This window comes from Streptomyces sp. NPDC001530 (genome assembly GCF_042894545.1).
Lineage (GTDB): Bacteria > Actinomycetota > Actinomycetes > Streptomycetales > Streptomycetaceae > Streptomyces.
The window spans coordinates 421,562-444,431 of the sequence record NZ_JBIAVS010000006.1 but is presented as its reverse complement, the minus strand read 5'-3'; the positions used below and the strand labels follow the sequence as shown (position 1 = coordinate 444,431).

The 22,870-nt window shown below is 70.0% G+C and carries 19 protein-coding genes; 7 read left to right on the top strand and 12 right to left on the bottom strand.

Annotation, left to right across the window (positions count from 1 at the left end; all coding sequences use genetic code 11):
• Positions 1-28 precede the first annotated feature (28 nt).
• Together ACFY0T_RS14910 and ACFY0T_RS14905 are read left to right on the top strand one after the other, a co-directional pair.
• A complete protein-coding gene (locus ACFY0T_RS14910; protein WP_388869263.1) occupies positions 29-1,378 on the top strand; it encodes an MFS transporter in 1,350 nt (449 codons plus the stop codon).
• Positions 1,379-1,633: 255 nt separating this feature from the next.
• Entirely contained in the window at positions 1,634-2,008 is a 375-nt protein-coding gene (locus ACFY0T_RS14905) for an RNA polymerase-binding protein RbpA (protein WP_003977404.1), read from the top strand.
• Between the two features lie 147 nt (positions 2,009-2,155).
• On the opposite strand, the gene fxsA is transcribed toward ACFY0T_RS14905, so the two are convergent.
• The 4 genes from fxsA to ACFY0T_RS14885 all read right to left on the bottom strand — a co-directional run bounded on the left by fxsA (position 2,156) and on the right by ACFY0T_RS14885 (position 6,385).
• A complete protein-coding gene (gene fxsA / locus ACFY0T_RS14900) occupies positions 2,156-2,734 on the bottom strand; it encodes an FxsA family membrane protein (RefSeq protein WP_388869260.1) in 579 nt (192 codons plus the stop codon).
• Between the two features lie 97 nt (positions 2,735-2,831).
• On the bottom strand, positions 2,832-3,623 hold the full coding sequence (locus ACFY0T_RS14895; RefSeq protein ID WP_388869257.1) for a polyprenol monophosphomannose synthase: 792 nt from the start codon (positions 3,621-3,623) through the stop codon (positions 2,832-2,834).
• A gap of 542 nt (positions 3,624-4,165) precedes the next feature.
• Positions 4,166-5,785 (bottom strand): amidohydrolase, encoded by a 1,620-nt coding sequence (locus ACFY0T_RS14890; RefSeq protein WP_388869255.1) that lies wholly within the window; start codon positions 5,783-5,785, stop codon positions 4,166-4,168.
• Positions 5,786-5,944: 159 nt separating this feature from the next.
• A complete protein-coding gene (locus ACFY0T_RS14885) occupies positions 5,945-6,385 on the bottom strand; it encodes an Lrp/AsnC family transcriptional regulator (RefSeq protein WP_388869252.1) in 441 nt (146 codons plus the stop codon).
• Positions 6,386-6,651: 266 nt separating this feature from the next.
• Here ACFY0T_RS14885 and ACFY0T_RS14880 point away from each other — a divergent pair, with 266 nt between their 5' ends.
• Positions 6,652-7,089 (top strand): hypothetical protein, encoded by a 438-nt coding sequence (locus ACFY0T_RS14880; protein WP_388869249.1) that lies wholly within the window; start codon positions 6,652-6,654, stop codon positions 7,087-7,089.
• A 13-nt stretch (positions 7,090-7,102) separates the two neighbouring features.
• Here ACFY0T_RS14880 and ACFY0T_RS14875 read toward each other — a convergent pair whose 3' ends face one another.
• From ACFY0T_RS14875 to ACFY0T_RS14865, 3 genes are all read right to left on the bottom strand, one after another.
• Positions 7,103-8,215 (bottom strand): phosphotransferase family protein, encoded by a 1,113-nt coding sequence (locus tag ACFY0T_RS14875; protein WP_388869246.1) that lies wholly within the window; start codon positions 8,213-8,215, stop codon positions 7,103-7,105.
• A 31-nt stretch (positions 8,216-8,246) separates the two neighbouring features.
• The gene (locus ACFY0T_RS14870; protein WP_388869244.1) at positions 8,247-9,359 is read right to left on the bottom strand and encodes a hypothetical protein; all 1,113 of its coding nucleotides are present in this window, start codon (positions 9,357-9,359) and stop codon (positions 8,247-8,249) included.
• A 452-nt stretch (positions 9,360-9,811) separates the two neighbouring features.
• Positions 9,812-10,984 (bottom strand): acyl-CoA dehydrogenase family protein, encoded by a 1,173-nt coding sequence (locus ACFY0T_RS14865; RefSeq protein ID WP_388869241.1) that lies wholly within the window; start codon positions 10,982-10,984, stop codon positions 9,812-9,814.
• Positions 10,985-11,289: 305 nt separating this feature from the next.
• Between ACFY0T_RS14865 and ACFY0T_RS14860 the strand changes: the two genes are divergently transcribed.
• Positions 11,290-12,549, top strand: a complete 1,260-nt coding sequence (locus ACFY0T_RS14860) for a glycoside hydrolase family 18 protein (RefSeq protein WP_388869238.1) — start codon at positions 11,290-11,292, stop codon at positions 12,547-12,549.
• An 85-nt stretch (positions 12,550-12,634) separates the two neighbouring features.
• Here the strand turns inward: ACFY0T_RS14860 and ACFY0T_RS14855 are convergent, their stop codons facing one another.
• Together ACFY0T_RS14855 and ACFY0T_RS14850 are read right to left on the bottom strand one after the other, a co-directional pair.
• A complete protein-coding gene (locus tag ACFY0T_RS14855; protein ID WP_388869235.1) occupies positions 12,635-13,294 on the bottom strand; it encodes a TetR/AcrR family transcriptional regulator in 660 nt (219 codons plus the stop codon).
• 179 nt (positions 13,295-13,473) lie between these two features.
• The gene (locus ACFY0T_RS14850) at positions 13,474-13,620 is read right to left on the bottom strand and encodes an SCO1431 family membrane protein (protein WP_388869232.1); all 147 of its coding nucleotides are present in this window, start codon (positions 13,618-13,620) and stop codon (positions 13,474-13,476) included.
• Between the two features lie 224 nt (positions 13,621-13,844).
• On the opposite strand from ACFY0T_RS14850, the gene ACFY0T_RS14845 reads away from it, so the two are divergent.
• Positions 13,845-15,341 (top strand): M1 family metallopeptidase, encoded by a 1,497-nt coding sequence (locus ACFY0T_RS14845; RefSeq protein ID WP_388869229.1) that lies wholly within the window; start codon positions 13,845-13,847, stop codon positions 15,339-15,341.
• Positions 15,342-15,385: 44 nt separating this feature from the next.
• Here the strand turns inward: ACFY0T_RS14845 and ACFY0T_RS14840 are convergent, their stop codons facing one another.
• The 3 genes from ACFY0T_RS14840 to ACFY0T_RS14830 form a co-directional block, all read right to left on the bottom strand.
• Positions 15,386-16,750, bottom strand: coding sequence for a peptidase C39 family protein (locus tag ACFY0T_RS14840; RefSeq protein ID WP_388869225.1), 1,365 nt, complete (start codon positions 16,748-16,750; stop codon positions 15,386-15,388).
• A gap of 213 nt (positions 16,751-16,963) precedes the next feature.
• Positions 16,964-18,505 carry an amino acid permease gene (locus ACFY0T_RS14835; RefSeq protein WP_388869420.1) on the bottom strand — a complete coding sequence of 514 codons (1,542 nt, stop codon included), beginning with the start codon at positions 18,503-18,505 and terminating at the stop codon, positions 16,964-16,966.
• 57 nt (positions 18,506-18,562) lie between these two features.
• Complete coding sequence (locus tag ACFY0T_RS14830; RefSeq protein ID WP_388869221.1) at positions 18,563-19,519, bottom strand: hypothetical protein; 957 nt, start codon at positions 19,517-19,519, stop codon at positions 18,563-18,565.
• 232 nt (positions 19,520-19,751) lie between these two features.
• Between ACFY0T_RS14830 and ACFY0T_RS14825 the strand changes: the two genes are divergently transcribed.
• On the top strand, positions 19,752-20,405 hold the full coding sequence (locus tag ACFY0T_RS14825; protein WP_388869218.1) for a uridine kinase: 654 nt from the start codon (positions 19,752-19,754) through the stop codon (positions 20,403-20,405).
• Positions 20,406-20,868: 463 nt separating this feature from the next.
• The gene (locus ACFY0T_RS14820; RefSeq protein ID WP_388869216.1) at positions 20,869-22,734 is read left to right on the top strand and encodes an AAA family ATPase; all 1,866 of its coding nucleotides are present in this window, start codon (positions 20,869-20,871) and stop codon (positions 22,732-22,734) included.
• Positions 22,735-22,870 lie beyond the last annotated feature (136 nt).

The following is a 22,870-nucleotide window of genomic DNA, read 5'->3' as shown; positions in this document are numbered from 1 at the left end:
TCCGTTCACGGGGAAGCGAGGAGCACGGGTGGGCACTGACACCGTGCGGGCACAGCCGGCCGACGAGGCCGCCGAGCGGCGGCGCGAGCAGCGCGGCTGGTACTTCTACGACTGGGCGTGCTCCGTCTACTCGACGAGCGTGCTCACCGTGTTCCTGGGCCCTTATCTGACGTCGGTCGCCAAGCACGCGGCGGACGCGGACGGTTTCGTCCATCCCCTGGGCATCCCGGTCCGCGCCGGTTCGTTCTTCGCGTACGCAGTCTCCGCCTCCGTCATCCTGTCGATCTTCGTGATGCCGATGGCGGGCGCGGCCGCCGACCGCACGGGCCGCAAGAAGCCGCTGCTCGCGGCCGCCGCCTATCTGGGCGCCGCGGCCACCACGGGCATGTTCTTCCTGAACGGCGACCGCTATCTGCTGGGCGGACTGCTGCTGATCGTCGCCAATGCCTCGGTGGCGGTGTCGATGGTCCTGTACAACTCCTATCTGCCGCAGATCGCCCCGCCCGAGGAGCGCGACGCCGTCTCGTCCCGTGGCTGGGCCTTCGGCTACGCGGCGGGGTCACTCGTCCTCGTCGCGAACCTGATCCTGTTCACGGCCCATGACACCTTCGGTGTCTCCGAATCGACGGCCGTCCGCATCTGTCTGGCCTCGGCGGGCATCTGGTGGGGCGCCTTCACCCTCGTACCGCTCCAGCGGCTGCGCGACCGCCCCGCGGCCTCCGCCGGGACGGCGCCCGTCCACGGATGGCGCCAACTGGCGGCCACCGTGCGGGACATGCGCGGCAAACCGCTCACCCTCGCCTTCCTGCTCGCGTACCTCGTCTACAACGACGGCATCCAGACGGTCATCTCGCAGGCCTCCGTGTACGGGTCGGAGGAGCTGGGCCTGAGCCAGTCGACCCTGATCGTCGCCGTGCTGCTGGTTCAGGTGCTCGCCGTCGGGGGCGCGCTCGGGATGGGGCGGCTGGCACGCACGTACGGCGCGAAGCGCACGATCCTCGGCTCGCTCGTCGCCTGGACCGTGACGCTCGGCGCCGGGTACTTCCTGCCCGCCGGCGCACCCGTCTGGTTCTTCGTCCTCGCCGCCGGCATCGGCCTCGTCCTGGGTGGCAGTCAGGCGCTGTCGCGCTCCCTGTTCTCACATCTCGTGCCGAGCGGCAAAGAGGCCGAGTACTTCTCGGCGTACGAGATGAGCGACCGCGGCATGAGCTGGCTGGGCCCGCTTCTGTTCGGGCTGACCTACCAGCTGACGGGAAGTTATCGGGACGCGATCATCTCGCTCGTGGCCTTCTTCGTCATCGGATTCGTGCTGCTCGCGCGGGTTCCGGTACGGCAGGCTGTGCGCGACGCGGGCAATCCCATACCGGACAGGATTTAGCGCCCGGGGCCAAAGGCCGGTAGTGTACGCGTTTGGCCTGCCAGGCGTACCGTTACTGCGCGTCAAAGATACCGAAACGCTGGGTGACATCTGCTGCCAGATGTGACAAACCGGGCGCTGGTGGGTACAACAAGGGGCGGCTACGACGGCGACGCATGACCCGGAACGGGAATCTTTACCGCCGACCGGACGTTGACCGGATGACGACGACAGCGACACCTGTCCTGTGGGCGACAAGCCCGGGAGGCACGATTCATGAGTGAGCGAGCTCTTCGCGGCACGCGCCTCGTGGTGACCAGCTACGAGACGGACCGCGGCATCGACCTGGCCCCGCGCCAGGCCGTGGAGTACGCATGCGAGAAGGGGCACCGGTTTGAGATGCCCTTCTCGGTCGAGGCGGAGATCCCGCCGGAGTGGGAGTGCAAGGTCTGCGGGGCCCAGGCACTCCTGGTGGACGGCGACGGCCCTGAGGAAAAGAAGGCCAAGCCCGCGCGTACACATTGGGACATGCTGATGGAGCGGCGCACCCGCGAGGAGCTCGAAGAGGTCCTCGAGGAGCGTCTGGCTGTTCTGCGCTCCGGTGCGATGAACATCGCGGTACACCCGCGAGACAGCCGCAAGTCCGCGTAGTCCCTCCGGGGGCTGGGCGGCATACAACGCACGCACGTGACCGCGGGCGCCGTACACCATGTGTACGGTGCTCGCGGTTTCGTGCGTTCAGTGCGGCGACGTGGCGTAGCCCTCCCCGGGGGTAGCACCCCCGGGGAGGGCTGAGAACTAGCGGTTCAGCGGCGGGTACGGGCCCGGATCCGCGGTCGGACCCTGCGGTCCCTCGTCCCTGATGACCTCGCCCTGGACCACCTTGCCGTCGGGGCGGTGGATGCGGGCCTGCTGGAAGGCGTCACCGAAGGTGCCGGGGGCGGCCTCGCGGATCTTGCGGTCGAGGGTGCGCTCCCCGTACCGGCTGAGGGCCTTCTGGACGGGCGGGATCAGCAGGACGAGGCCCACCGCGTCGGAGATGAGGCCGGGGATCATCAGGAGGAGGCCGCCGAGCATCATCAGGCCGTTGCCGTTGCCACCCCCGGTCGTGGGGGCGGCACCGCTCTGCTGCTGTTGCAGCGTCTCGCTGAGGTTGCGGAAGGCCCGGCGGCCGGCCCGCTTGATGACCACGGAGCCGAGGACGAAACCGGCTACCAGCAGCAGGAAGACCGTGAAGCCGCTCGCCGCGCCAGCGACCACGGTCAGCAGCCAGATCTCCAGCACCAGCCATGCGGCGATGCCGAGCGGCAGGAACGTGCGCAGCCGCGAGCGCCGCGGTCGGGCGGGGTACGTGGGAGTCGGAGCGCCAGTCGTCATGCTCCCAGTGTGCCTGGGCACTGCTCAGTACGGGATAAGCGGCTGATCAACCGCGGCTGTGGATCAACACGGCGGCCGCGCACCCGGGACCGGGACGTCAGGAGGACTTGCGGCCCGTGATCCGCGCGACCCGCTCCCCCACGCCCCACGTGGTGACCCGCCACAGGGCCTCCACGAGGATGTCGCGGCTCATCTTGGAGTCGCCGAGTTCCCGCTCGACGAAGGTGATGGGCACCTCGACGACGTGGTAGCCCGCCTTGACGGCGCGGCGGGCCAGGTCGACCTGGAAGCAGTACCCCTGGGAGGCGACCTCGCCGAGGCCGAGGCCTTCGAGGGTCTCGCGGCGGAAGGCGCGGTAGCCGCCGGTGACGTCGCGGATCGGTACGTCGAGCAGCACGCGGGAGTAGAGGCTGCCTCCGCGGGAGATGAACTCGCGGGACTTGGGCCAGTTCACGACCCGCCCGCCCGGCACCCAGCGGGAGCCGAGCACGAGGTCGGCGCCCTTGAGGGCGGTCAGCAGGCGGGGCAGCTCCTCGGGCTGGTGCGAGCCGTCGGCGTCCATCTCGACGAGTACGCCGTAGCCGTGCTCCATGCCCCAGCGGAAGCCCGCGAGGTAGGCGGCGCCGAGGCCTTCCTTGCCCTTGCGGTGCAGCACCTGGACGTGGTCGTCGGCGGCGGCCAGCTCGTCGGCGAGCTTGCCCGTGCCGTCGGGGCTGTTGTCGTCGGCCACCAGGATGTGGGCCTCCGGCACGGCGGCACGTACCCGGCCGACGATCTTCTTGATGTTCTCCGCCTCGTTGTAGGTCGGGATGATCACCAAGGCCGTGCCGAGCGGGCCGAACTGTCTCCCCTGGGCTCCTGCCGCGAGGGTCCCGTCGCCGTCGTTCACTGCTGCCCCTTCGTGTCCGTACGCAGGGGTCCACCATAGTGCGCTCAACCTGCGCTGTTGCGTCGCCGCGTTAGTACAGGTGTGTCGATTCGACAAGAGGCGGGTAAGAGTGGCCGCCCGGGGGCGGAACTCATGGTGCTGCGGATCGGGGCCCGGCGCCCTTCGGGCCGACCAGGGACCCGCTGGCTGCGGATCGACCGAAAGCCGTTGTCTACTGAACGTCCGGGCCCCACCCGGGTCACACCTGCCGACTTGTCGGAACGTTCCCTCGCCTCGTTCGCGCGGGCGCTGGGCCTGGCTCCCAGTGGTGGTGCGCCGGTGCGGCACACCACCCCTGACCCAGCGGCGCTTCGAGGCCGCGCGGAAGTTCCCCGGTCGGACGTCCGGTGGTGGACCCGGCCGAACCTACCGGCCACCCGCGGCCAGCTGTCAACAGCCGTTTGAACTGCGGATTTTCGCTCAAACGCCTGGTCAGCGCGGAGGATGCGCAGGTCGCGCGACGGGGTGGCGGGCGACGATCGCGACCACGCCACCCCCGGACATCACTCGTTAGGCCGCACGAACACCGTCCGTCCGCCGACCACGGTGCGCAGGCAGACGGGCAGGTCGTTGCCGGGGGTCAGATCGGGCAGTCCGGGGGTGCCGGAGCGGGGATCGGTTGACCAGCGCGCGACCCGGTCGTCGGGGGCCTGCACCACGAGCTCGGCGGTGCGCCACACGGCGTAGTCGGCCGGGGCGCCCGGCACCAGGACACCCGCGTCGTCCCGTCCGACCGCCCGCCAGCCGCCACGCGTATGCGCCGTGAACGCGGCGCGTACGGACACCCGGTGCTCGGGCGTGCGGTGGAAGGCGGCGGCGCGGACGGTGCCCCACGGGTCAAGGGGCGTGACCGGGCTGTCGGAGCCGAAGGCGAGCGGCACGCCGGTGCGCAGCAGGGCCGCGTAGGGGTTCAGCGAGCGGGCCCGTTCGGCGCCCAGGCGCTGGGCGTACATGCCCTCCTCGCCGCCCCACAGCGCGTCGAAGGCGGGCTGCACGGAAGCGGTGAGGCCGAGTTCGGCGAAGGCGGCGATGGTCTCGGGGGTGAGCATCTCGGCGTGCTCGACGCGGTGCCGGGCGGCGCGCACGCGGGCGAGGCCGACCTTCTCGGTGGCGACGCGCACGCCCTCGACCACGGAGGTCACCGCGGCGTCCCCGATGGCGTGGAAGCCCGCCTGGAGGCCCTCCTCGGTGCAGGCCACCACATGCGCGGCGATCGCGGCGGTGTCGAGGTAGGCGGTGCCGGTGTGCCCGGCGTCGGCGTACGGCTGGTGCAGGCATGCGGTGTGCGAGCCCAGCGAGCCGTCGACGAAGAGGTCGCCGGCGGCGCCGATCGCGCCCAGGGAGCGGGCCTTCTCGACATCCTGCTCGGCCCAGTAGCCGACCACACGGGGGCCGAGCTCGTCGGCGGCCAGCCGCAGCAACCCGGTGAAGTCGTCCTCGGAGGAGATGTCGGGGCCCGCGCACTCATGCACGGAGCCGATGCCGAGCGAGGCGGCGTGGGCGAGCGCCGCGCGCTGGGCCTCGGTGCGCTGGGCCTCGGTGATGGCGCCGAGGGCGGCGGCGCGGACGGCGTGGTGGGCCTCGCGCGTCAGGGCGCCGTCGGGCGCGTACCCGGCGCGTGCCGTGACCCCGGGGACCAGGTCCAGGAGCGCGGTGGTGACCACGGCGGAGTGCACGTCGATACGGGAGAGGTAGAGGGGCCGGCCACCGGCCGCCTCGTCCAGTTCGGCGCGCGTCGGCGGGCGCCCGCCGGGCCAGCGGGCCGCGTCCCAGCCGTGGCCGAGCAGGACCCGGTCGGCGGGGCGGGTGGTGGCGAAGTCGCGTACGAGGGCGAGGGCCGCGTCCAGGGAGGGTGCGTCGGACAGGTCGAGGCCGGTGAGCGCGAGCCCGGTGGAGGTGGTGTGCACATGTGCGTCGGTGAACGCGGGAGTGACCAGGGCGCCGTCGAGATCCACGACCTCGTCGACGCCGTCCGCGAAGGCGTCGGCCGCGCCCTCGGAGCCGACCCAGGCGACCTGCCCACTCTCGACGACCATCGCTGTCGCGAAGGGGTCGGCAGGGCTGTGGACCTCGCCGCGGCGGAGCAGGACGGTCTTGGCGGGCGGGGCGGTGCGTTCACTCATGACCGACAGTGTCTCGCCCCAACCTGCCGGTGCTGCACCTGGGGCGCGTTTGCGGGGCGCCCGGCACTGTCGGCTGTGCCCGCCCTCCCCCAAGCTCTCGGCTGCGCTCGGGCAAGGCCCCTATCGCCCCAGCGGAACGACTGCCCACAGCAGTCAGGGTCAGATCCTCGGCGGTCGTGCCTCGTACGGCGTGGACAGCACCACCGTCGTACGGGTCGACACGCCCGCCAGGGAGCGCAGCCGGGCGAGGAGCTCCTCCAGTTCGTGCGGGGTCGAGACGCGCACCTTGAGGATGTAGTTCTCATCGCCCGCGACGCTGTGGCAGGCCTCGATCTCGGGGACGCCGGCGAGGCGTTCCGCGATGTCGTCCGGGGCGCTGGGGTCGAACGGCTTCACCGAGATGAAGGCCGTCAGGGGCAGCCCGACGGACTCGGAGTCCACGACCGCGACATAGCCACGGATGACGCCGCGCTGCTCCAGCCGGCGCACCCGCTGGTGCACGGCGGACGTGGACAGGCCCGTGGCCTTGCCCAGGTCGGTGTAACTCATCCGCCCGTCTGCGACGAGCAGCTGCACAATTTGTCGGTCCAGCTCCTCCATGGCGCAAGAACCTACAGGGCCCTTGATCCCCCCGGATACTCAGCGGCGCAGGTCATACCCGGTTTGTGATGTGGCAGAGAGTCGCCTGTGAGCCGTCCGGGGGACAAATCCACCACGCCGGGCACCTGCGGGCGGCATGTGACGAACGACACAGTGCCGCAACCGGGTGCGTGATGTTCTCGTGATTACCGCAGAGACCGGACGGGAAGTGCTTGCTGTGGTCGAGGCCGCAGCGCCTGGTCGGCCCACCCGAGGGGGAGAAACCCATGCAGAGTCTTAAGCGCCCTGGTCGTACCGCGTCCAAGCGGCAGCAGCCCGTTCTCGAGCCCGAGCCGGAGGGCGTCGAACCCGACGCCGCCGACGGCGAGGAGTTCGACGCGTACGACACCTTCGAGATGTACCGGGTCATCTGCCCGGACTGCGCGCAGCCCATCGCGTTGCTGGCGGACGAGGAGGTCTTGCCGGAGCACGCGCTGTGCGCCTCGCCATGGAACCCGTTCGGGCTCACGGTCTGCTCCGGCACGGGCCGCGCGGCGGCCGACGCACGGGCCGCGGACGAGTCCGCGGAGCTCCAAGAGCAGGACACCGCCCTCCTGTTGACGCTCCCTCAGGGCCTCGACTGGCGGACGCAGCCGTTCTCGCACGTCGGCGGCCCGGGCTCGCGCCCGATGCGGGCCCCCGAGATGCGGCGCCAGGCCGCCTGACCGGTCCTCGCGTTCAGCGACCGACGCCCGGTCCATCCCAGTAGCTGCCCTGCACCATGGCTCGCAGGCTGCCGTGGTGCAGGATCAGTGTGTCCGGGTCCGGGGGTACGGCGACCTCGCCGAAGTGCGCCTGGCGGTAGGCGACACGAAGCATCACGATCGCGTGCCGCAGGGCGGCGTACAGCGTGTAGAAGTCCATGTCCCGCGGTGTGTGGCCGGTGAGTTGGGCGTAGCGCCGCTCCACACGGTCGCGGCGCAGGAAGTCGGGCAGTCCGCTCTGACCGAAGCTCACGGTGAGGTCCTGGAAGAAGCGGTGCAGATAGACGGTCCAGCCGAGGTCGACCTCGCGCGGGGCCTGCGCCGCCATCTCCCAGTCGAGGACGGCGGCGGGTTCGAAGCCGTCGTAGATGACGTTGCCGATGCGCGCGTCGCCCCAGCTGAGCACCGCCTCGCCCTCGTCGCGCGGCCACAGTTGGTCGAGCCGGTCGAAGGCGCTCTCGATGAGGGGCGAGCGCGACAGTCCGTCAACCACCCATGTGTAGTAGGCACGTTGGGCGGCGACATGACGGCGCAACGGGCTGCCCTCACCGGGCGTTGCTAGGAAGTCGGCTTCTGTCGAAGGGACTTGGTCGTGCAGCCGCGCGAGGAGTCCGATCGAGGCCGCCTCCAGTCGCTCGCGCTCCTCGTCGCTCGCCGCGTGCAGCCAATTCCCCTCGTACGTATAGGGCATGACGTCCGGGGGCACGCGCCCCTCGATCCTCTCCATGACGAAGAACGGTGCCCCGAGCGGCCCGGGGTCCTCCTCCAGCCACAGCACCCGCGGCACCGGCAGATCGGTGCGCTCGGCGACGAGGCGCATCGTGCGGTACTGACGCGGCATGTCGTAGACGGGGAAGACGGTGTACGCCGCCGGGTCCGCCGCGAGCCTCAACGCACAGGCACGCAGCGGCGGTTCGGGGTGCTCGATCTCGAAGAGCAGGGTCTCGCTGGACATGCCGTTGGACTCGGGGACGGTCACGTTCACCGCCGTGGCGCCGGGCAGGCGCGTGGCGAGCCAGGCCGTCAGCCGGTGTGCCAGCTCCTCGGGATCACGTGTGGTCGTACGGGGGCGCGGTGCCGCGGCCATCTCACACCTCCATTCAGGGCGCGACCGAGATTCAGGGCGCGACCGAGTCGAATCCGGTGAAGCCGCTCGGATCGTGGCGGCCGAACGAGCCGTGCTCGAAGATCCCGTAACCGACCTGCCCGTCGAGCGCGAAGCGGGCGGCGTGGTCGATCACCCCGTACGCGGCGAGGGGGTGCGCGGCCGGGTCGGAGAGGTCGTAGGCGCGCCGGTCGGTCCAGTCCCGGCCGCGCCACGTGCCGTGCTGCCAGTCGTCGGCGGGCGGATAGCCCGCGCCGACCGCGAGCGGCGAGGAGGTCAGCACCTCCACGCCCAGTTCCCTGGGTTTGCGGTCCGCGGGATCCGTGAGGTGGATGACGGCCGAGGTGGGGTGCCGGGTGCCGGAGCGATAGGTGATGTCGGCCTGTGGCCAGCCGAGTTGGCGGTCGCGTTCCCCCTGGCGTACGAGCGTCGCGTCGTTGAGGGTGCGGTATCCGTCGGCGTCCTCCTGGATGATGACCATCAGGAACCGGTCGTCGAAGCGGACCGGGCACCAGAGCCAGTGGAACCCCTCGGTCGGGTGGTCGTCCGCGAGCCGGCCGCCCTCCTCCCCCGGGATCGGGCGCACACCCCAGCTGCGGTCGCGGGTGCCGGTCCAGCCGTCCGCCGAGACCGGTATCTCGTCACCGTCGACGCGGATGATCCCTTCGACGCCGCCCGCCTGTACGAAGCGGCGTCCTTCCAGGGTGAGCCGGCCGCCGCGGCGCTGGATGTGGTGCGGTTCCCAGAGGGCCGGGAAGTCGGCGGTCCAGGTGATGTCGTACGACAGGGACGCGTCGCCCGACTGGAGGCGCAGGCGGCGCAGCGGCTCCTCGACGGTGATCCGCAGCGGTCCCACGGCGAGGTTCATCCGGTCGTCGCCGAGCGCGTCCGACGCCCGTACGGCATGCAGGCGGTCACCGAGGCGCAGGGTGGTGTACGCGTCGATCACTCCGGCGTTCGGATAGACGCCGAGGCCCAGGATCAGCAGTGCCCGGCCCTGGTGGTCGAGGACGTGGAAGATGCACCGGTCGTAGGCGTTGCGGTCGCCGGTCGTGACATGCTTCATGGACAGGGGCACCTGGTGTACGGGGTACTCGTCGAGGGCAACGGGGCGGTCGTCGGGCACGGCGGGCCTCCCAGGGCGCACGGCAGCTGACGTCACCCGGAGGGGTGCGGCCCCCGGCGGCGCAGTTGACGGTACGTCAGATAGTCGCCGGGGACCAGATACCGCGCCTCGGACGGAGCCCCCCGTACGGGCCCATCACGAACTCACGCCCGAATGGGCGGGCGGGTGACCTGCCCGCCCGCCCGCGCGTTGCCCTGGTATGACCCCCTCACCTTCCGCGACCGCGCGTCGGCGCTGGATCCTCGTTCCCGCTCCGGCGGAATCGGTTCAGCAGGGGCCTGTGCCGGCCCAGGATCCGCCTATCTACCGTGCCCTGATGCGCACCTGGGCCGATCGCGGACGTACGCTGCCGGGGCGCCACGACCCGGAGTGGGCCCGACTGGCGGCGCCGTCGCTCATTTACGGGTACGGACAGTTCGCCGCGAGCTGGGACCCGCGGAGCGAGGGGCGGTTCAGCGCGAGTCGGGACCCGCGAGGTGACGAGCGATGACCATCCGCTGGATCTGATTGGTGCCCTCGACGATCTGGAGGACCTTGGCCTCGCGCATGAAGCGCTCGACCGGGAAGTCGGCGGTGTAGCCGTACCCGCCGAGCACCTGGACGGCGTCCGTGGTGACCTTCATCGCGGTGTCCGTGCACAGCAGCTTGGCCATGGCGGCCTGCTTGGAGAAGGGCCGGCCCGCGTCGCGCAGCCGTGCCGCGGCCAGGTAGAGCGCCCGGCCCGCCTCGATCTGCGTGGCCATGTCCGCGAGCATGAAGCGCAGTCCCTGGAAGTCCGAGATCGGCCGCCCGAACTGCTGTCGGCCGCTGGCGTACGCCACTGCCTCGTCGAGGGCCGCCTGGGCGACGCCGATGGCGCAGGCCGCGATGCCGAGCCGCCCGGAGTCGAGCGCGGACAGGGCGATCGCGAAGCCCTGGCCCTCGTCGCCGATGCGCCGGTCGTCGGAGATCCGCACCCCGTCGAAGTGGACCTGGGCGGTGGGCGAGCCCTTCATGCCCATCTTCTTCTCGGGCTGCGCGGCGCTCAGCCCCTCGGCATCGCCGGGCACCAGGAAGGCCGTGATGCCGCGCGGGCCCTCGCCGCCGCTGCGCGCGAGCACGGTGTAGAAGTCGGCGATGCCGCCGTGCGTGATCCAGGCCTTCGTGCCGGTGATCACCCAGTCGTCGCCCTCCCGCACGGCCTTGGTCCGCAGCGAGGCGGCGTCCGAACCGGAGGACGGCTCGGAGAGGCAGTACGCGCCGAGGAGGCCGCCGCCGAGCATCGCGGGCAGGTGCTCGACCTGCTGTTCCTTGGTGCCGTAGTTCGCGAGGGCGTGGCAGGCGAGGGAGTGCACGCTCACGCCGAGGCCGACGGTGAGGCGGGCCGCGGCGAGCTCTTCGAGGACCTGGAGGTAGACCTCGTACGGCTGGTCTCCGCCTCCGTGCTCGGAGTCGTACGGCAGCCCGAGCAGCCCCGACTCGGACAGCAGCCTGAAGACGTCGCGCGGGAAGTGACCGGCGTCCTCCTCCTCGGCCGCCTTCGGGGCGATCTCACGCTGCGCGATGTCGCGGACGAGCGAGATCAGATCCCGGGCCTCGTCCGTGGGCAGTTGACGGTCCACCGGCTGCGGGGCGCGGTCGGGCATGGCGACGCTCTCCTCCCTCTCGGGCACTGGCGGACGGGCCCGTCGTGGGGGTCGCTCCGCCGGGTCTCACTTGGCCGAGCCGATACTCCCGGTCCGGGTTACGGAACCTGCTGATCAGCGGCTCTGGCGCTGTGAGTATGCCCGATCGGAGGCACCGCGTCACCAGTTAACGACCGCTTACTAAAAGAAAGGGAAATTGGTCCGAACCATTGACGCACTGGTCTAGTCCTCCTAGGGTTCCCCTCACGCCTATCGCGTTCATGCCAATCGGCGCGCGTTCCCCTCTCCCCACGAGGAGACACCCGATGATCAGACCGCACCGCCCCCGCGCCTCCTTCCGGGCGCTCCTGTCCGCCGCCTGTTGCGCCGTCCTCGGCGCAGGACTCCTGGCCGGCGCCGGCACGGCGACCGCCACCACGGACACCGGCACCACGAAGTCCGGCACGCCCCACACCGCCGCGGCCGGTTCCAAGGTCGTCGGCTACTTCACCGAATGGGGCGTCTACGACCGGAACTACCACGTCAAGAACATCGAGACCTCCGGCTCGGCCGCCAAGCTGACCCACATCAACTACGCCTTCGGCAATGTCACCGGCGGCAAGTGCGCCATGGGCGACGCGTACGCGGCGACCGACAAGGCGTACACGGCCGGCCAGTCCGTGGACGGTGTCGCCGACACCTGGGACCAGCCGCTGCGCGGCAACTTCAACCAGCTGCGCAAGCTGAAGAAGAAGCACCCGGGCCTCAAGGTCCTCTGGTCCTTCGGCGGTTGGACCTGGTCGAGCGGATTCGGCGAGGCCGCCAGGAACCCGGCCGCGTTCGCCCAGTCCTGCTACGACCTGGTCGAGAACTCCAAGTGGGCGGACGTCTTCGACGGCATCGACATCGACTGGGAGTACCCCAACGCCTGCGGCAACACCTGTGACACCAGCGGCAAGGCGGCGTTCAAGAACCTGATGGCGGCGCTGCGGGCGAAGTTCGGCGGCGGCAACCTGGTCACCGCGGCGATCACCGCGGATGCCACCGCCGGCGGCAAGATCGACGCGGCGGACTACGCGGGAGCAGCCCCGTACGTCAACTGGTACAACCCGATGACGTACGACTTCTTCGGCGCCTGGGACGCCACGGGACCGACGGCCCCGCACTCGCCGCTGAACTCCTACACCGGTATCCCGAAGGCCGGTTACCACACCTCCGCGACGATCGCGAAGCTCAAGGGTCTCGGCATCCCGGCCTCGAAGCTGCTGCTCGGCATCGGCTTCTACGGGCGCGGCTGGACCGGGGTCACCCAGGCGGCGCCGGGCGGCACGGCGACCGGCCCGGCGGCAGGCACGTACGAGCAGGGCATCGACGACTACAAGGTGCTCAAGACGAAGTGCCCGGCGACCGGCACGGTCGGCGGCACCGCATACGCCAAGTGCGGGAACAACTGGTGGAGTTACGACACTCCGTCCACCATCGCGCGCAAGATGAACTACAAGAACGCGCAGGGACTCGGCGGCACCTTCTTCTGGGAGCTGAGCGGCGACACCTCGAACGGCGAGCTGATCAAGTCGATCCACTAGCTCTGTCGATGAGCTGATCGGGTCGATCAACGAGCCCTTTTGATACGGGACTTGGGGCGGGGGTCGGAGGACCCCCGCCCCTCGTTCATGCGTCGCGGCGGGCGTCCGGCGGGGCCAGGTAGGAGGGGTCGAGCTCCTCTACAGCGCGCAGGGCGCCGCCCAGCATCTTCACCAGCAGCTCGCGCATGGTGTCGCGCGGCAGCGTCTGGTGGCCGATCCAGTCGAGGGTGGCGCCCTCCACGCTGTAGAGCCAGCCGAGCAGCGCCATCCGGGGCAGCGGCGCGATCTTGCGCCTGCCGTACGCGCCTTCGGCGATGGTCTCGACGATGGCCTCGCGCACGCCCTCCCGTATGGCCTGCACTTCGGTGTCGAAACCGACTCCGCCGGTGATGATCGTGCGGTACGCGGCCTGATGGTGCTCGGCGTAGCGCAGATAGCCGTCGATGGTGCGGTGCACCCGCTCCACCGGGGGCAGTTCGAGGCCGCCGGCCGCCCGGGAGATCAGGTCCGCGACCGAGTCCTCGACGATGGCGAGGTAATAGCCGCGCTTGGACTTGAAGTAGTAGTAGATCAGCCCTTTGGCAACGTGTGCCTGCCGTGCGATGTCGTCCATCGACAGCGCGTCGTACGACGTGTCGGCGAACAACTTCCGTCCGATGGCGATGAGTTCGGCGCGGCGCGCCAGTGAGCGGTCGGTGCCGCGCGCCCGTGGGCGGTCGACGCCGCGCTGTTGACTATGATTCAATTTCGGCCCTGGTCTCCAACTGCCAGCGGGACACCGGCAGTATGGCAGAGAGACGCCACCTGCTTGTTCGACTCCGATCGACTGCTTCGACCGGCAGGGCGACGCCTTCTGGAGGACCGTCTTCCGACAGCTCAGCTCACAGCGGAAGCGCTCAATTCACAGCGGGGGACCTCAGAAACTCACAGCAGGCCGAGCTGCGTGACGAGCATGGCCAGGACCACGACGAAGGTCCAGCCCGCGATGTGCTCAAGGATCTTGGGGCCGTCGTCCTTGGGGCCTCCGGTGCGGGCACGGAGACGGGTGGCGGTGGCGGAGGTCGCGGTCATGGCATCTCGCTGACGTAGTGGTGCGGTGGATCCCCCCACCTCCCGTCGGCTCCCCACCGACCCGACCACCTTGCCACCGAAGTGGGTTTCAGCGGTAGAGACCTCGGTCACGCCCAAGGGGTCGAACATTTCGACGCGCCTCGAACGCCTCGGGATTCCACAACGATGCGAGGGGACTGTGCGTCTCATCACACGACAGTGGTCAGTCAACCGAAAGGTCCCTGATGAGCACGTTCCGGACGCCTCGCCGCAGAGCTCGCCCGGCCCTGGCGGCGGCGATCACCGTGGCGGCCGCCTTAACGGGTCCGGTCTCGCAAGCCGCTTCCTCCACATCACCACAAGCCGCGGCCGGCGCCCCGTCCCTGGGTGCGGCAGGCCTCGGCGACCCGATCTTCCCGCTCGACGGCAACGGCGGATACACGGTCGGCCGCTACCTCCTCGACTTCGACTGGCAGGCGCCGAAGACGCCCTTCGAGGCCACCGCGACGATCAAGGCGACCGCCACCCAGGCCCTGTCCCGCTTCGACCTGGACTTCGCCGGGAACACCCTGCACACGGTGACCGTCAACGGGAAGACGGCCGCCGCCGAACGCGACGGCGACGAGCTGGTGATCACCCCGGCCAAGCCCCTCGCCCAGGGCAAGGACTTCACCGTCAAGGTCACCTACACCGCCGACCCGACCCAGCTACGCCACCGCGACGACGCCATCGAGGACTACGGCTGGATCCCCACGCCCGACGGCACGGTGCTCTACCCGCAGCCCAACGGCGCCAAGATGATCTTCCCGTCCAACGACCACCCGAGCCGGCGCGCGCCGATCACCTTCCGCATCACCACGCCGCCGGGCCTCACAGCCGTCGCCAACGGCGAGCTCACCGACCGCACCGAGCAGGCCGACGGGCGCGTGAGGTGGACGTACGACTCCGAACAGCCGCTGGCGACGCAGCTCGCACAGCTGGCGATCGGCAGGTTCACCTTTGTCGACGGCACCGGCCCGCACGGGCTGCCGATCCGCGACGTGGTCCCGGACGACCTGGTCGCGCCGACCGAGCAGTACCGCAAGCTCACCGCCGACCACATCGCCTGGCTGGAGGAGCGGCTCGGCCCGTACCCCTTCAACCGGTACGGCGTCCTCGTCGGCGACACCGACCTGGGCGTGGCCCTGGAGACGCAGACGCTCTCCCTGATCCCCAAGGCCGATCTGCTCGGCGACCAGGTCAGCGCCGAGCGGAACCTGGTGCACGAGCTGACCCACCAGTGGACCGGTGACAGCGTCGGCATCAAGAGCTGGTCCGACCTGTGGCTGAGCGAGGGCCACGCCCGTTTCTACGAGCGGCTGTACTCGCAGGCGCACGGGGGCGTGAGCTTCGAGGACACCATGAAGACGGCGTACGCGAACCACGACCAGTGGCGCCACGACTACGGCGCCCCGGCCGAGCCCACCGAGCCCAACCTCTTCAAGCGCATGCGCTACGACGGCTCGGCGCTCGTCCTGTACGCGCTGCGCGAGAAGGTCGGCCAGGAGACGTTCGGGAAGATCGAGCGCGCCTGGGTCACCAAGTACCGCGGAAAGATCGCTGGCACGCAGGACTACATCGACCTGGCGTCGAAGGTCGCGGGCGAGGACCTCGACGGCTTCCTGCATCCGTGGCTGTACGGCGCGGCGACCCCGCCGATGCCGAACCACCCGGACTGGGTGGTCAATCCGGTCCAGAGCTGAGTACGCGGGGGCGGCCCCTCACCGTGTGGGGGCCGCCCCTCGGCTCATCGGATGCCCACCGCCGCGAGTGCCTTGCACTGCCGCGCCGAGGGCTGCGCCGGGAAGTACAGATAACAGACGCCGCCGGTACCGGAGACGACCTTCCCGGAGGCGTTGTACCGCTTCGTACGGAGCCAAATATTTTCCCATTCGCGCCGCTTGTAGACGCGGCGCACCGCGTCGTCGCTGGGCGACGCCGGGTCATTGGCGATCACATCGCCGTCAGCGGTGAAGCCGATGACGGTCATGAGGTGGCCGGAGGTACCGTAACCCGCCCCCGTCAGCTCGGACTTGAGGAACGACTGGGACGTTATGGCCGGGATACCGGCGGCGATCAGCGTCTCCAGATCGGTGAGCGAGCCGAGGCGGGTCACCACGCCCTGGAGGTCCTTGTACGTGGCCGCGTAGGCGGAGTTGAAGGGCCAGTTGCCGCAGCCGGCGTACTGGTAGTCGTACGTGAAGCGGGCCGCGTGGCACACCTGCGGGTCGGCGTAGTCCGGGTTGACCCAGGCCAGTTGCTCCGCGGTCGGCTTGCGGCCCCAGTACTCGATGATCATCTGCGAGGAGGTGGGGCTGCACCAGGCCTCGCCGCCGTTGTCGTACTCGGGGTACTGGCCCGCGTGGATCTCCTGCGAGTAGCGCGGGACGCTCAGTTCCTGGGCGAGGCCGGGCGTGGACGCGGGGACGGTGAAGCGGTCGGGGATGTCGGAGCCCATCGCACCGAGTCGCCACACCGTGGGGGTGATCCTGGTGCCCGGGGTGCGGTAGAGGGTCAGCCGCAGCCGGTACGAGACCAGGCGCAGACCCGAGGCGGCGTCGTCGATGGAGAAGGTGTCCGTCCAGATGCTGCTCTTGCCGTCGCTCTGGTCGTCCACGGAGGTCCGCTTGATGTCCTGGTCGCCGGCCGCCCAACGGCCCATCACATACCAGGGAGTGTCCGTGCCGTCGGAGTACGTGCCCGTCAGCTCGACCTGGAGCCAGGTGCCCGCCGGGGTGTGCGCGTTCCAGGAGGCGATGGCCTCGGTGGAGGGGACGGCGAGCTTGTGGACCGGGGAGGTCCAGGTGGCGTACTCCCAGGTGGCGGTCTTGCCGGTGTGCGGGTCCGTGTAATCGGTGGTGCCGGCCGGGGCGGCGATCACGATGCCGGGACGGATACCCGGCACGGCCCGCGTACCCTTGGCGGCACCGCTACGCCAGTCGGTGTACGAGGTCCAGGCGCGGTTGTCCACGAGACTGCCCGGCGCCTGCGTGGCGGCCCTCGTGGCGCGGGCCGGTGCGGCGGCGGCCGACGGGCCCGCGGCTCCCACCGCTGCCGCGGCGACCGCGGCGGCCAGGACGGTTCTGCGGGACGGCTGTTCGGCTCTGCTCATGGGTGGAAGACCCCCAGGTGTCCGGAACGGGCGGGCCCAATGCACGGCTCTGCGCAAACTGTGGTGCGCCAACTATGGACGCCTGACGCCGACTTCTGCCAGCACTTCGGCCCGCGTCGCACCCACCAATATTGGTCGGGACCACTGGCATGACCTGGGACGCCTCGGCCCCGGCGGACGGCAGTGCCATCACCGGGGCCGAGGCGGGGTGAGTCAGATGAGGTCCATCGCCGCGACCTCGTCGGGCCGTCCGTAGCTGACCGGTCCCTGGAAGCGGCGGCGCGCGGTGGCGAACCACCAGACCGTGGCGACGATCAGCACCACGGCCAGGGCGATCGACGCGTAGTTGAACGTGTCGCCGGTGATCGGTGAGACCTGCGGCAGCATGAACAGCACGCTGCTGGCGAGGATCCAGATCACGGCAACCCAGCCGACAGCCTTGCTCCAGCGCCCCAGGTGCCACGGGCCGGGCTGGAACTCGTCGCCGAGCCGCAGCCGCAGGAAGATCGGCACGGCGTAGGCGAGGAAGAGCCCGACGACGTTGACACTGACGATGGCGGTGAAGGCCGTGTGCGACCACCAGCCGGGCACGACCAGTGCCAGCGAGCAGGCAACCGCCAGCCACACGGCCTTGACGGGCGTACGGGTGCGCGGCGAGACCGAGTGCCACCAGCGGGAGCCCGGCATCGCGCCGTCCCGGGAGAAGGCGAAGATCTGCCGGGTGTTGCTGGTGAGGTTGGCCAGGCCGCAGAAGAGCATGGCCCCGATCACGATCAACAGGATGGCTTTTGCCGTGCCCATGCCAAGCCCATCGATGAGAATCTGCACCGGCGGCGCAGACGAGCTCGCCACCTGGTCATAATCATGAATGCTGTACACAAGGGCGAGCATGAGGATCAGTCCGGTGATCGCCGAATAGCCGATCGCCCGCGTGATCCCCTTGGGCGCGTTGACCGTGGCCCGCACCGTTTCCTCGGACATGTGGAAGCTGCCGTCGAAGCCCGTGAAGGTCCAACTGGTGACCAGCAGGCCGAGCATCCCTCCGTAAAGGCCGTTCGTGAAACCGGTGTTGTTCACGAAATGCGTGACGAACGAGGCCGACTGGTGATCGTCGGGCATCACGATCAGTGTGCTCACGATCACCAACAGCCCGATCAGCAGCCACCACACGGAGATCCGGTTGAGCAGGGCGACCAGCTGCACGGTGTAGGTATTGGCCAGACCCTGGAGCACGATGATCAGCGCCGTGATCAGGACCGTCTGCTGGGCCGTCGGCTCGTACGACTGCCACTGCAGGGCGATGAAGGCCTGGATGAAGGTGGCGGCCGCGTACCCGGTGGCGGCCGTACCACCCACCTGACCCACGAAATTCAGCCAGCCCGTGTACCAGGACCAGGCACCCTTGTGGCGCTTGGCGAGCTTTCCGGCGGAGAAATAGAGCGCCCCACTGGTCGGATACGCGGAGGCGACCTCCGCCATGGCGGCGCCGATGAACAGCACCATGACGGAGACGCCGATCCAGCCGAAGACGAGAATGCGCGGACCACCGGCATTCATGCCGAATCCGAAGGATGAGAAAATTCCCGAGATGATGTTGATAATGGTGAAGGAGATCGCGAAATTGTCGAACGCCTGGAATCGGCGCGTGAGCTTTCGCGGATATCCCATCGCATGAAGTGTCGCGTCGTCGTCGAGCGCGGCGGAATCCTCGCCGCCGCGACCTCTCGCGCGGGGGGCCGATATCCGTTCTGACACAACTGACCTTTCTCTGGGGGGTTGGCCGGAAGGCTTGGGGGGCGACCGCACGCGGGGTCAGGCGGCTCCCGGCACGGGCAGGCCGCAGGAGCGGCGGGCGCGGGAGAGCTGCTCCTCGGGGTCGCCGAACACGCTCCAGGGCATACGGCAGGCGTACGGCCCCATGGCCATGAAGACCGCGCGCGCCTCGAACTCGCGCTGGGCCATGAACAGGGCGTGCGCCAGATACGCCAGGTCGAGCACCGGAGTGAACCGGTAACCCGGCACCTGCGGAAGCCAGTTCTGGTAGATCGCGAGCGCCGTGGAGCGCCACTGGGGCTGCTCCCAGGTGCGGTCGACGAGGAGCTGCGAGGGGTTGTAGCTCTCCACCAGGGCCACCAGTGGAAGCAGCCGCAGCGGCGAGGAGGCCGGGGCGCGCTGGCTCAGGAAGGCGGCGACGTCCCAGGCGGCGTTCACCGAACCGCCGTACCGGGTGAAGAAGAACGCCAGGAAGCGGTGGTGGCCCTCACGGTTCCAGGGGTCGAGGCGGAGGATGTGCGAGAACAGCTGCCAGGGTCCGGGCGGCTGTGTGAGCAGGCCGTGCGGGGCGGGGTCGCGCAGGTCGTGCAGCCGGGCCATGGCCAGTTTGGCGACCCAGGGCGTGGGATCGGCGGGGGCCATCGTCGCGGCCCGGTCGCACGCGGTCAGCGCGATGCGCTCCAGGGCCTCGGCCCGGTCGTCCTTGGCGTCGGCCGCGCGCAGCGCCCGCAGCACCGCCACGCGCGCCCACAACAGCGCGGCCTCGGGGTCCGGCTCCTCGGCCAGCCAGCGTTCGGCGAGGTCGGAGTCGGCGGCCTCGGAAGCCAGGACCAGGGAGCGGTGGGCCCGTAAACCGAAGTCCCCGCGCGTCTCCGCCAGGGCTTCATGGGCGCTCAGATAGCGGCCGGCCCGGACATCCACGCAGACGCCGGCGAGTCTGCGGTCGTCGGCTGCCGGATGCCACACATACTGCCCCTCGAATAACCCCGCGGCCATCTTCCCCTGTCCATCCCCGTATGACGCTTCGCAGTCGCGCACCAGGCACCCTACTCAGCATCAAGGGGAACCGGAACGGCGTTTCCGAAATACCTGGTTCCATGTCGCCCACGGCATATGGAAGGGGCGAAAGCAGTTCTTGAGGATTGTTCAATCACTAGTTCAATACGACACTATTCGGCACCCATGGATCCGCTGTGAACGCCACCCGCATAGAATGTTCCTCAGGAATATGCCGACATCTCACCGCACCCCGGGAAGCCCCATTCACGACCTCGCCTCACACCTGCGCCGACTGCCGCCCTCCTGCGGCCCCGTCCGCCTGATCGGCGTCGACGGGCACGCGGGCTCCGGAAAGACCACATTCGCCGGGCAGTTGGCGGCGGCACTGGACGACGCGCCCGTGCTGCACCTCGACGACATCGCGACGCACGAGGAACTCTTCGCCTGGACGGAGCGGCTGCTGCGCCAGGTGGTCGAGCCGCTGCGCCGCGGCGAGACGGCGCGCTACACCCCCTACGACTGGATCGCCCGGAGCTTCGGGCCCGCGCATGAGCTGCCACCCGCACCCGTGATCCTCCTGGAGGGCGTCGGCGCGGGCCGCCGCACACTGCGCCCGTTCCTCGCGCGACTGCTGTGGATGGAGTTGCCGCACGACGAGGCCTGGACGCGTGGGCAGCTGCGGGACGGGGAGGCGCAGCGCGAGTTCTGGGCCGGATGGGTCAGCGCGGAGCACCAACACTTCGCCAAGGACCCCTCAAGACCTTTCGCCGACCTTCTGGTGCGACAGAGTCCTGAGGGGTACGAGGTGCTGCCGGGGCCTATTGAGACCCCAGGACCGGACCCGGCCGTCACTCACGGTGACGGACCATCCGCAATGTGCTGAACTCGTGAAGACCCTTGCATGAGAAGTTCTCGTAGTGCTTCAACTCGGCTTGACCGGGGGGCCGTACAGGACTTACGTTCTCAATATGCGGTTTCTCGAAGCCGCCCGCAGTCGCGAAGCCCCCGGTTGTTCCCCCGTGATCGGGGGCTTCGTTCTGCCCACACCCCCCTTTCCGGGCGCTGCGCGCCGTGATTCGCTCACCCTCGGTCACCGTGCGAAGTGCGCCCCATCTGCTCCCACCTCGTGGAACGGGGTGTGCGGCACCCTTCGGCCCACCCATGTACCGCAGGTACGATGCCTCTCGGTGCGACCTTCGGACGGCTGCTCTGCGCACCGGTGCAACTCCCGTCCGCGGCACAGCGGTTCGACGAGAGCTGCCGACGGGCACCGGCCCGGCGGCGAGGGGGTGCCTGATCCAACAGACATCCCCTGACCATCGGGGGCACGGTTTGTGGGGGACGTGATGGACTTCGGCACGCAGGGCCCCGAGGCCCCGGCCGACCTCGCCTGGTTGCGAGGTGTGGACGCCTACACGATGGGCGCCTATCCGCAGGCGGAGGAGGAGTTCCGCACCGCGGTCCGGATGGACCCGGGCATGGCGGACGGCTGGCTCGGACTGCACGCGCTGCGCATCGACACGACGACCGCGCTGCTGCGGATGTTCCGGCACCGGGACCGCTTCGGCGAACAGCGCGCCCGGCACCGGCGCACCCTCAACTCCTGGTACTGGCTGGGCTGGTGGGTGCAGCCGGTGCTGGAGAGCCCGCGCGACCTGCTCCTCGCACACGCCTCGCACTGGCTGGACGGTCGCCATGTCCCCGAGCTGGACCGGGCGCTCGCGGGTCTGCCGCCCGTCGACGCGGACCCCCAGGTGCGGTTCCTGCACGCGTGCCGCGCCTATCTGGTCAAGGACTGGGAGCAGCTGGTCCGGCACACCGATCCGCTGATCGACGATCCCATGCTGGGCATAGAGGCCGGGCTCTTCGGCGGGATGGCCCGGGTCCGCCTGGAGATGTACGGCCAGGCGGAGCCGCTGCTCTCCTCCGCGCTGATGCGCTGTCGCAGCGAGCAGCCGCAGCGCAAGGAGCTGCGCTACTGGCTGGCGCGGGCGCACGAGGGCACCGGCCGCTCCGCCGCGGCACTGCCGCTGTACCGGGCGGTGCACCGGGTCGACCCCTCCTTCATGGACACCTCGGCACGGCTCGCGGCGATCTCCGAGGGCGACGGGTACGACGATGCCGCCGCCGACCTCGCGGCGATCACGCTCGCCGGGGTCGGGCAGGACGTGATGGAGGGCCCGGACGGGGTGGATCCGCTGTTCGGCGCCGAGGGGCGGGACCTGAAGCTCTCGGAGCCCGACCTCTCGGTGCCGGGGGCGCTGCCTCCCGAGACCGACGCGGTGCGCGAGAAGGCCGTGGTGCCGGTGCAGCCGCTGCCCGCCGGGCCGACCGACCCCGCCTTACTCGAAGAGGCGCTCGCCGAGCTGGAGCGCATGGTGGGCCTGGAGCCCGTGAAGCGCCAAGTCAAGGCGCTGTCGGCCCAGTTGAACATGGCGAGGCTGCGTGCCGGGCAGGGTCTCCCGGTCCAGCCGCCGAAGCGGCACTTCGTCTTCTCCGGCCCCTCCGGCACCGGCAAGACCACCGTGGCCCGCATCCTCGGCCGGGTCTTCTACGCGCTCGGGCTGCTCGGCGGCGACCATCTGGTGGAGGCGCAGCGGGCGGACCTGGTCGGCGAATACCTCGGCCAGACGGCCGTCAAGGCCAACGAGCTGATCGACTCGGCGATCGGTGGCGTCCTCTTCGTGGACGAGGCGTATGCGCTCTCCAACTCCGGATACGGCAAGGGCGACGCATACGGCGACGAGGCCCTGCAGGTGCTCCTGAAGCGGGCCGAGGACAACCGCGACCACCTCGTCGTCATCCTCGCCGGCTACCCCGAGGGCATGGACCGCCTCCTGGCCGCCAACCCCGGCCTCTCCTCCCGCTTCACCACCCGGGTCGACTTCCCCTCCTACCGTCCCCTCGAACTCACCTCCATCGGCGAGGTCCTCGCCGCCGAGAACGGCGACATCTGGGACGAGGAGGCGTTGGACGAGCTGCGCTCGATCGCCGGCCACGTCGTCGACCAGGGCTGGATCGACGAACTCGGCAACGGCCGCTTCCTGCGCACGCTGTACGAGAAGAGCTGCGCGTACCGCGACCTCCGTCTCTCGGGCTACCCGGGCAGCCTGTCCCGCGACGACTTGTCCACCCTGCGACTGCCGGACCTGATGCAGGCGTACGGGGAGGTCCTGTCCGGACGGGGCCCCCAGGATCCGTCGCCCATGTGACGCTCAGGCGTTCTCTCGCCCCCTCCGCCCCTACCCTCCCCCAAGCTCTCGGCTTCGCTCGAGCAGGGGGGAGGGTAGGGGCGGAGGGGGCGAGAAAACCCACCCGCCCGCACGCCCGGCCCCCGGGCGGAGGTGC

Coding starts and splice junctions, on each gene's coding strand:
- ACFY0T_RS14905 (WP_003977404.1), top strand. CDS start 1,634: ATGAGTGAGCGAGCTCTTCGCGGCACGCGCCTCGTGGTGACCAGCTAC.
- fxsA (WP_388869260.1), bottom strand. CDS start 2,734: ATGACGACTGGCGCTCCGACTCCCACGTACCCCGCCCGACCGCGGCGC.
- ACFY0T_RS14890 (WP_388869255.1), bottom strand. CDS start 5,785: ATGAGTGAACGCACCGCCCCGCCCGCCAAGACCGTCCTGCTCCGCCGC.
- ACFY0T_RS14885 (WP_388869252.1), bottom strand. CDS start 6,385: ATGGAGGAGCTGGACCGACAAATTGTGCAGCTGCTCGTCGCAGACGGG.
- ACFY0T_RS14880 (WP_388869249.1), top strand. CDS start 6,652: ATGCAGAGTCTTAAGCGCCCTGGTCGTACCGCGTCCAAGCGGCAGCAG.
- ACFY0T_RS14875 (WP_388869246.1), bottom strand. CDS start 8,215: ATGGCCGCGGCACCGCGCCCCCGTACGACCACACGTGATCCCGAGGAG.
- ACFY0T_RS14865 (WP_388869241.1), bottom strand. CDS start 10,984: ATGCCCGACCGCGCCCCGCAGCCGGTGGACCGTCAACTGCCCACGGAC.
- ACFY0T_RS14860 (WP_388869238.1), top strand. CDS start 11,290: ATGATCAGACCGCACCGCCCCCGCGCCTCCTTCCGGGCGCTCCTGTCC.
- ACFY0T_RS14850 (WP_388869232.1), bottom strand. CDS start 13,620: ATGACCGCGACCTCCGCCACCGCCACCCGTCTCCGTGCCCGCACCGGA.
- ACFY0T_RS14845 (WP_388869229.1), top strand. CDS start 13,845: ATGAGCACGTTCCGGACGCCTCGCCGCAGAGCTCGCCCGGCCCTGGCG.
- ACFY0T_RS14840 (WP_388869225.1), bottom strand. CDS start 16,750: ATGAGCAGAGCCGAACAGCCGTCCCGCAGAACCGTCCTGGCCGCCGCG.
- ACFY0T_RS14830 (WP_388869221.1), bottom strand. CDS start 19,519: ATGGCCGCGGGGTTATTCGAGGGGCAGTATGTGTGGCATCCGGCAGCC.
- ACFY0T_RS14825 (WP_388869218.1), top strand. CDS start 19,752: ATGCCGACATCTCACCGCACCCCGGGAAGCCCCATTCACGACCTCGCC.
- ACFY0T_RS14820 (WP_388869216.1), top strand. CDS start 20,869: ATGGACTTCGGCACGCAGGGCCCCGAGGCCCCGGCCGACCTCGCCTGG.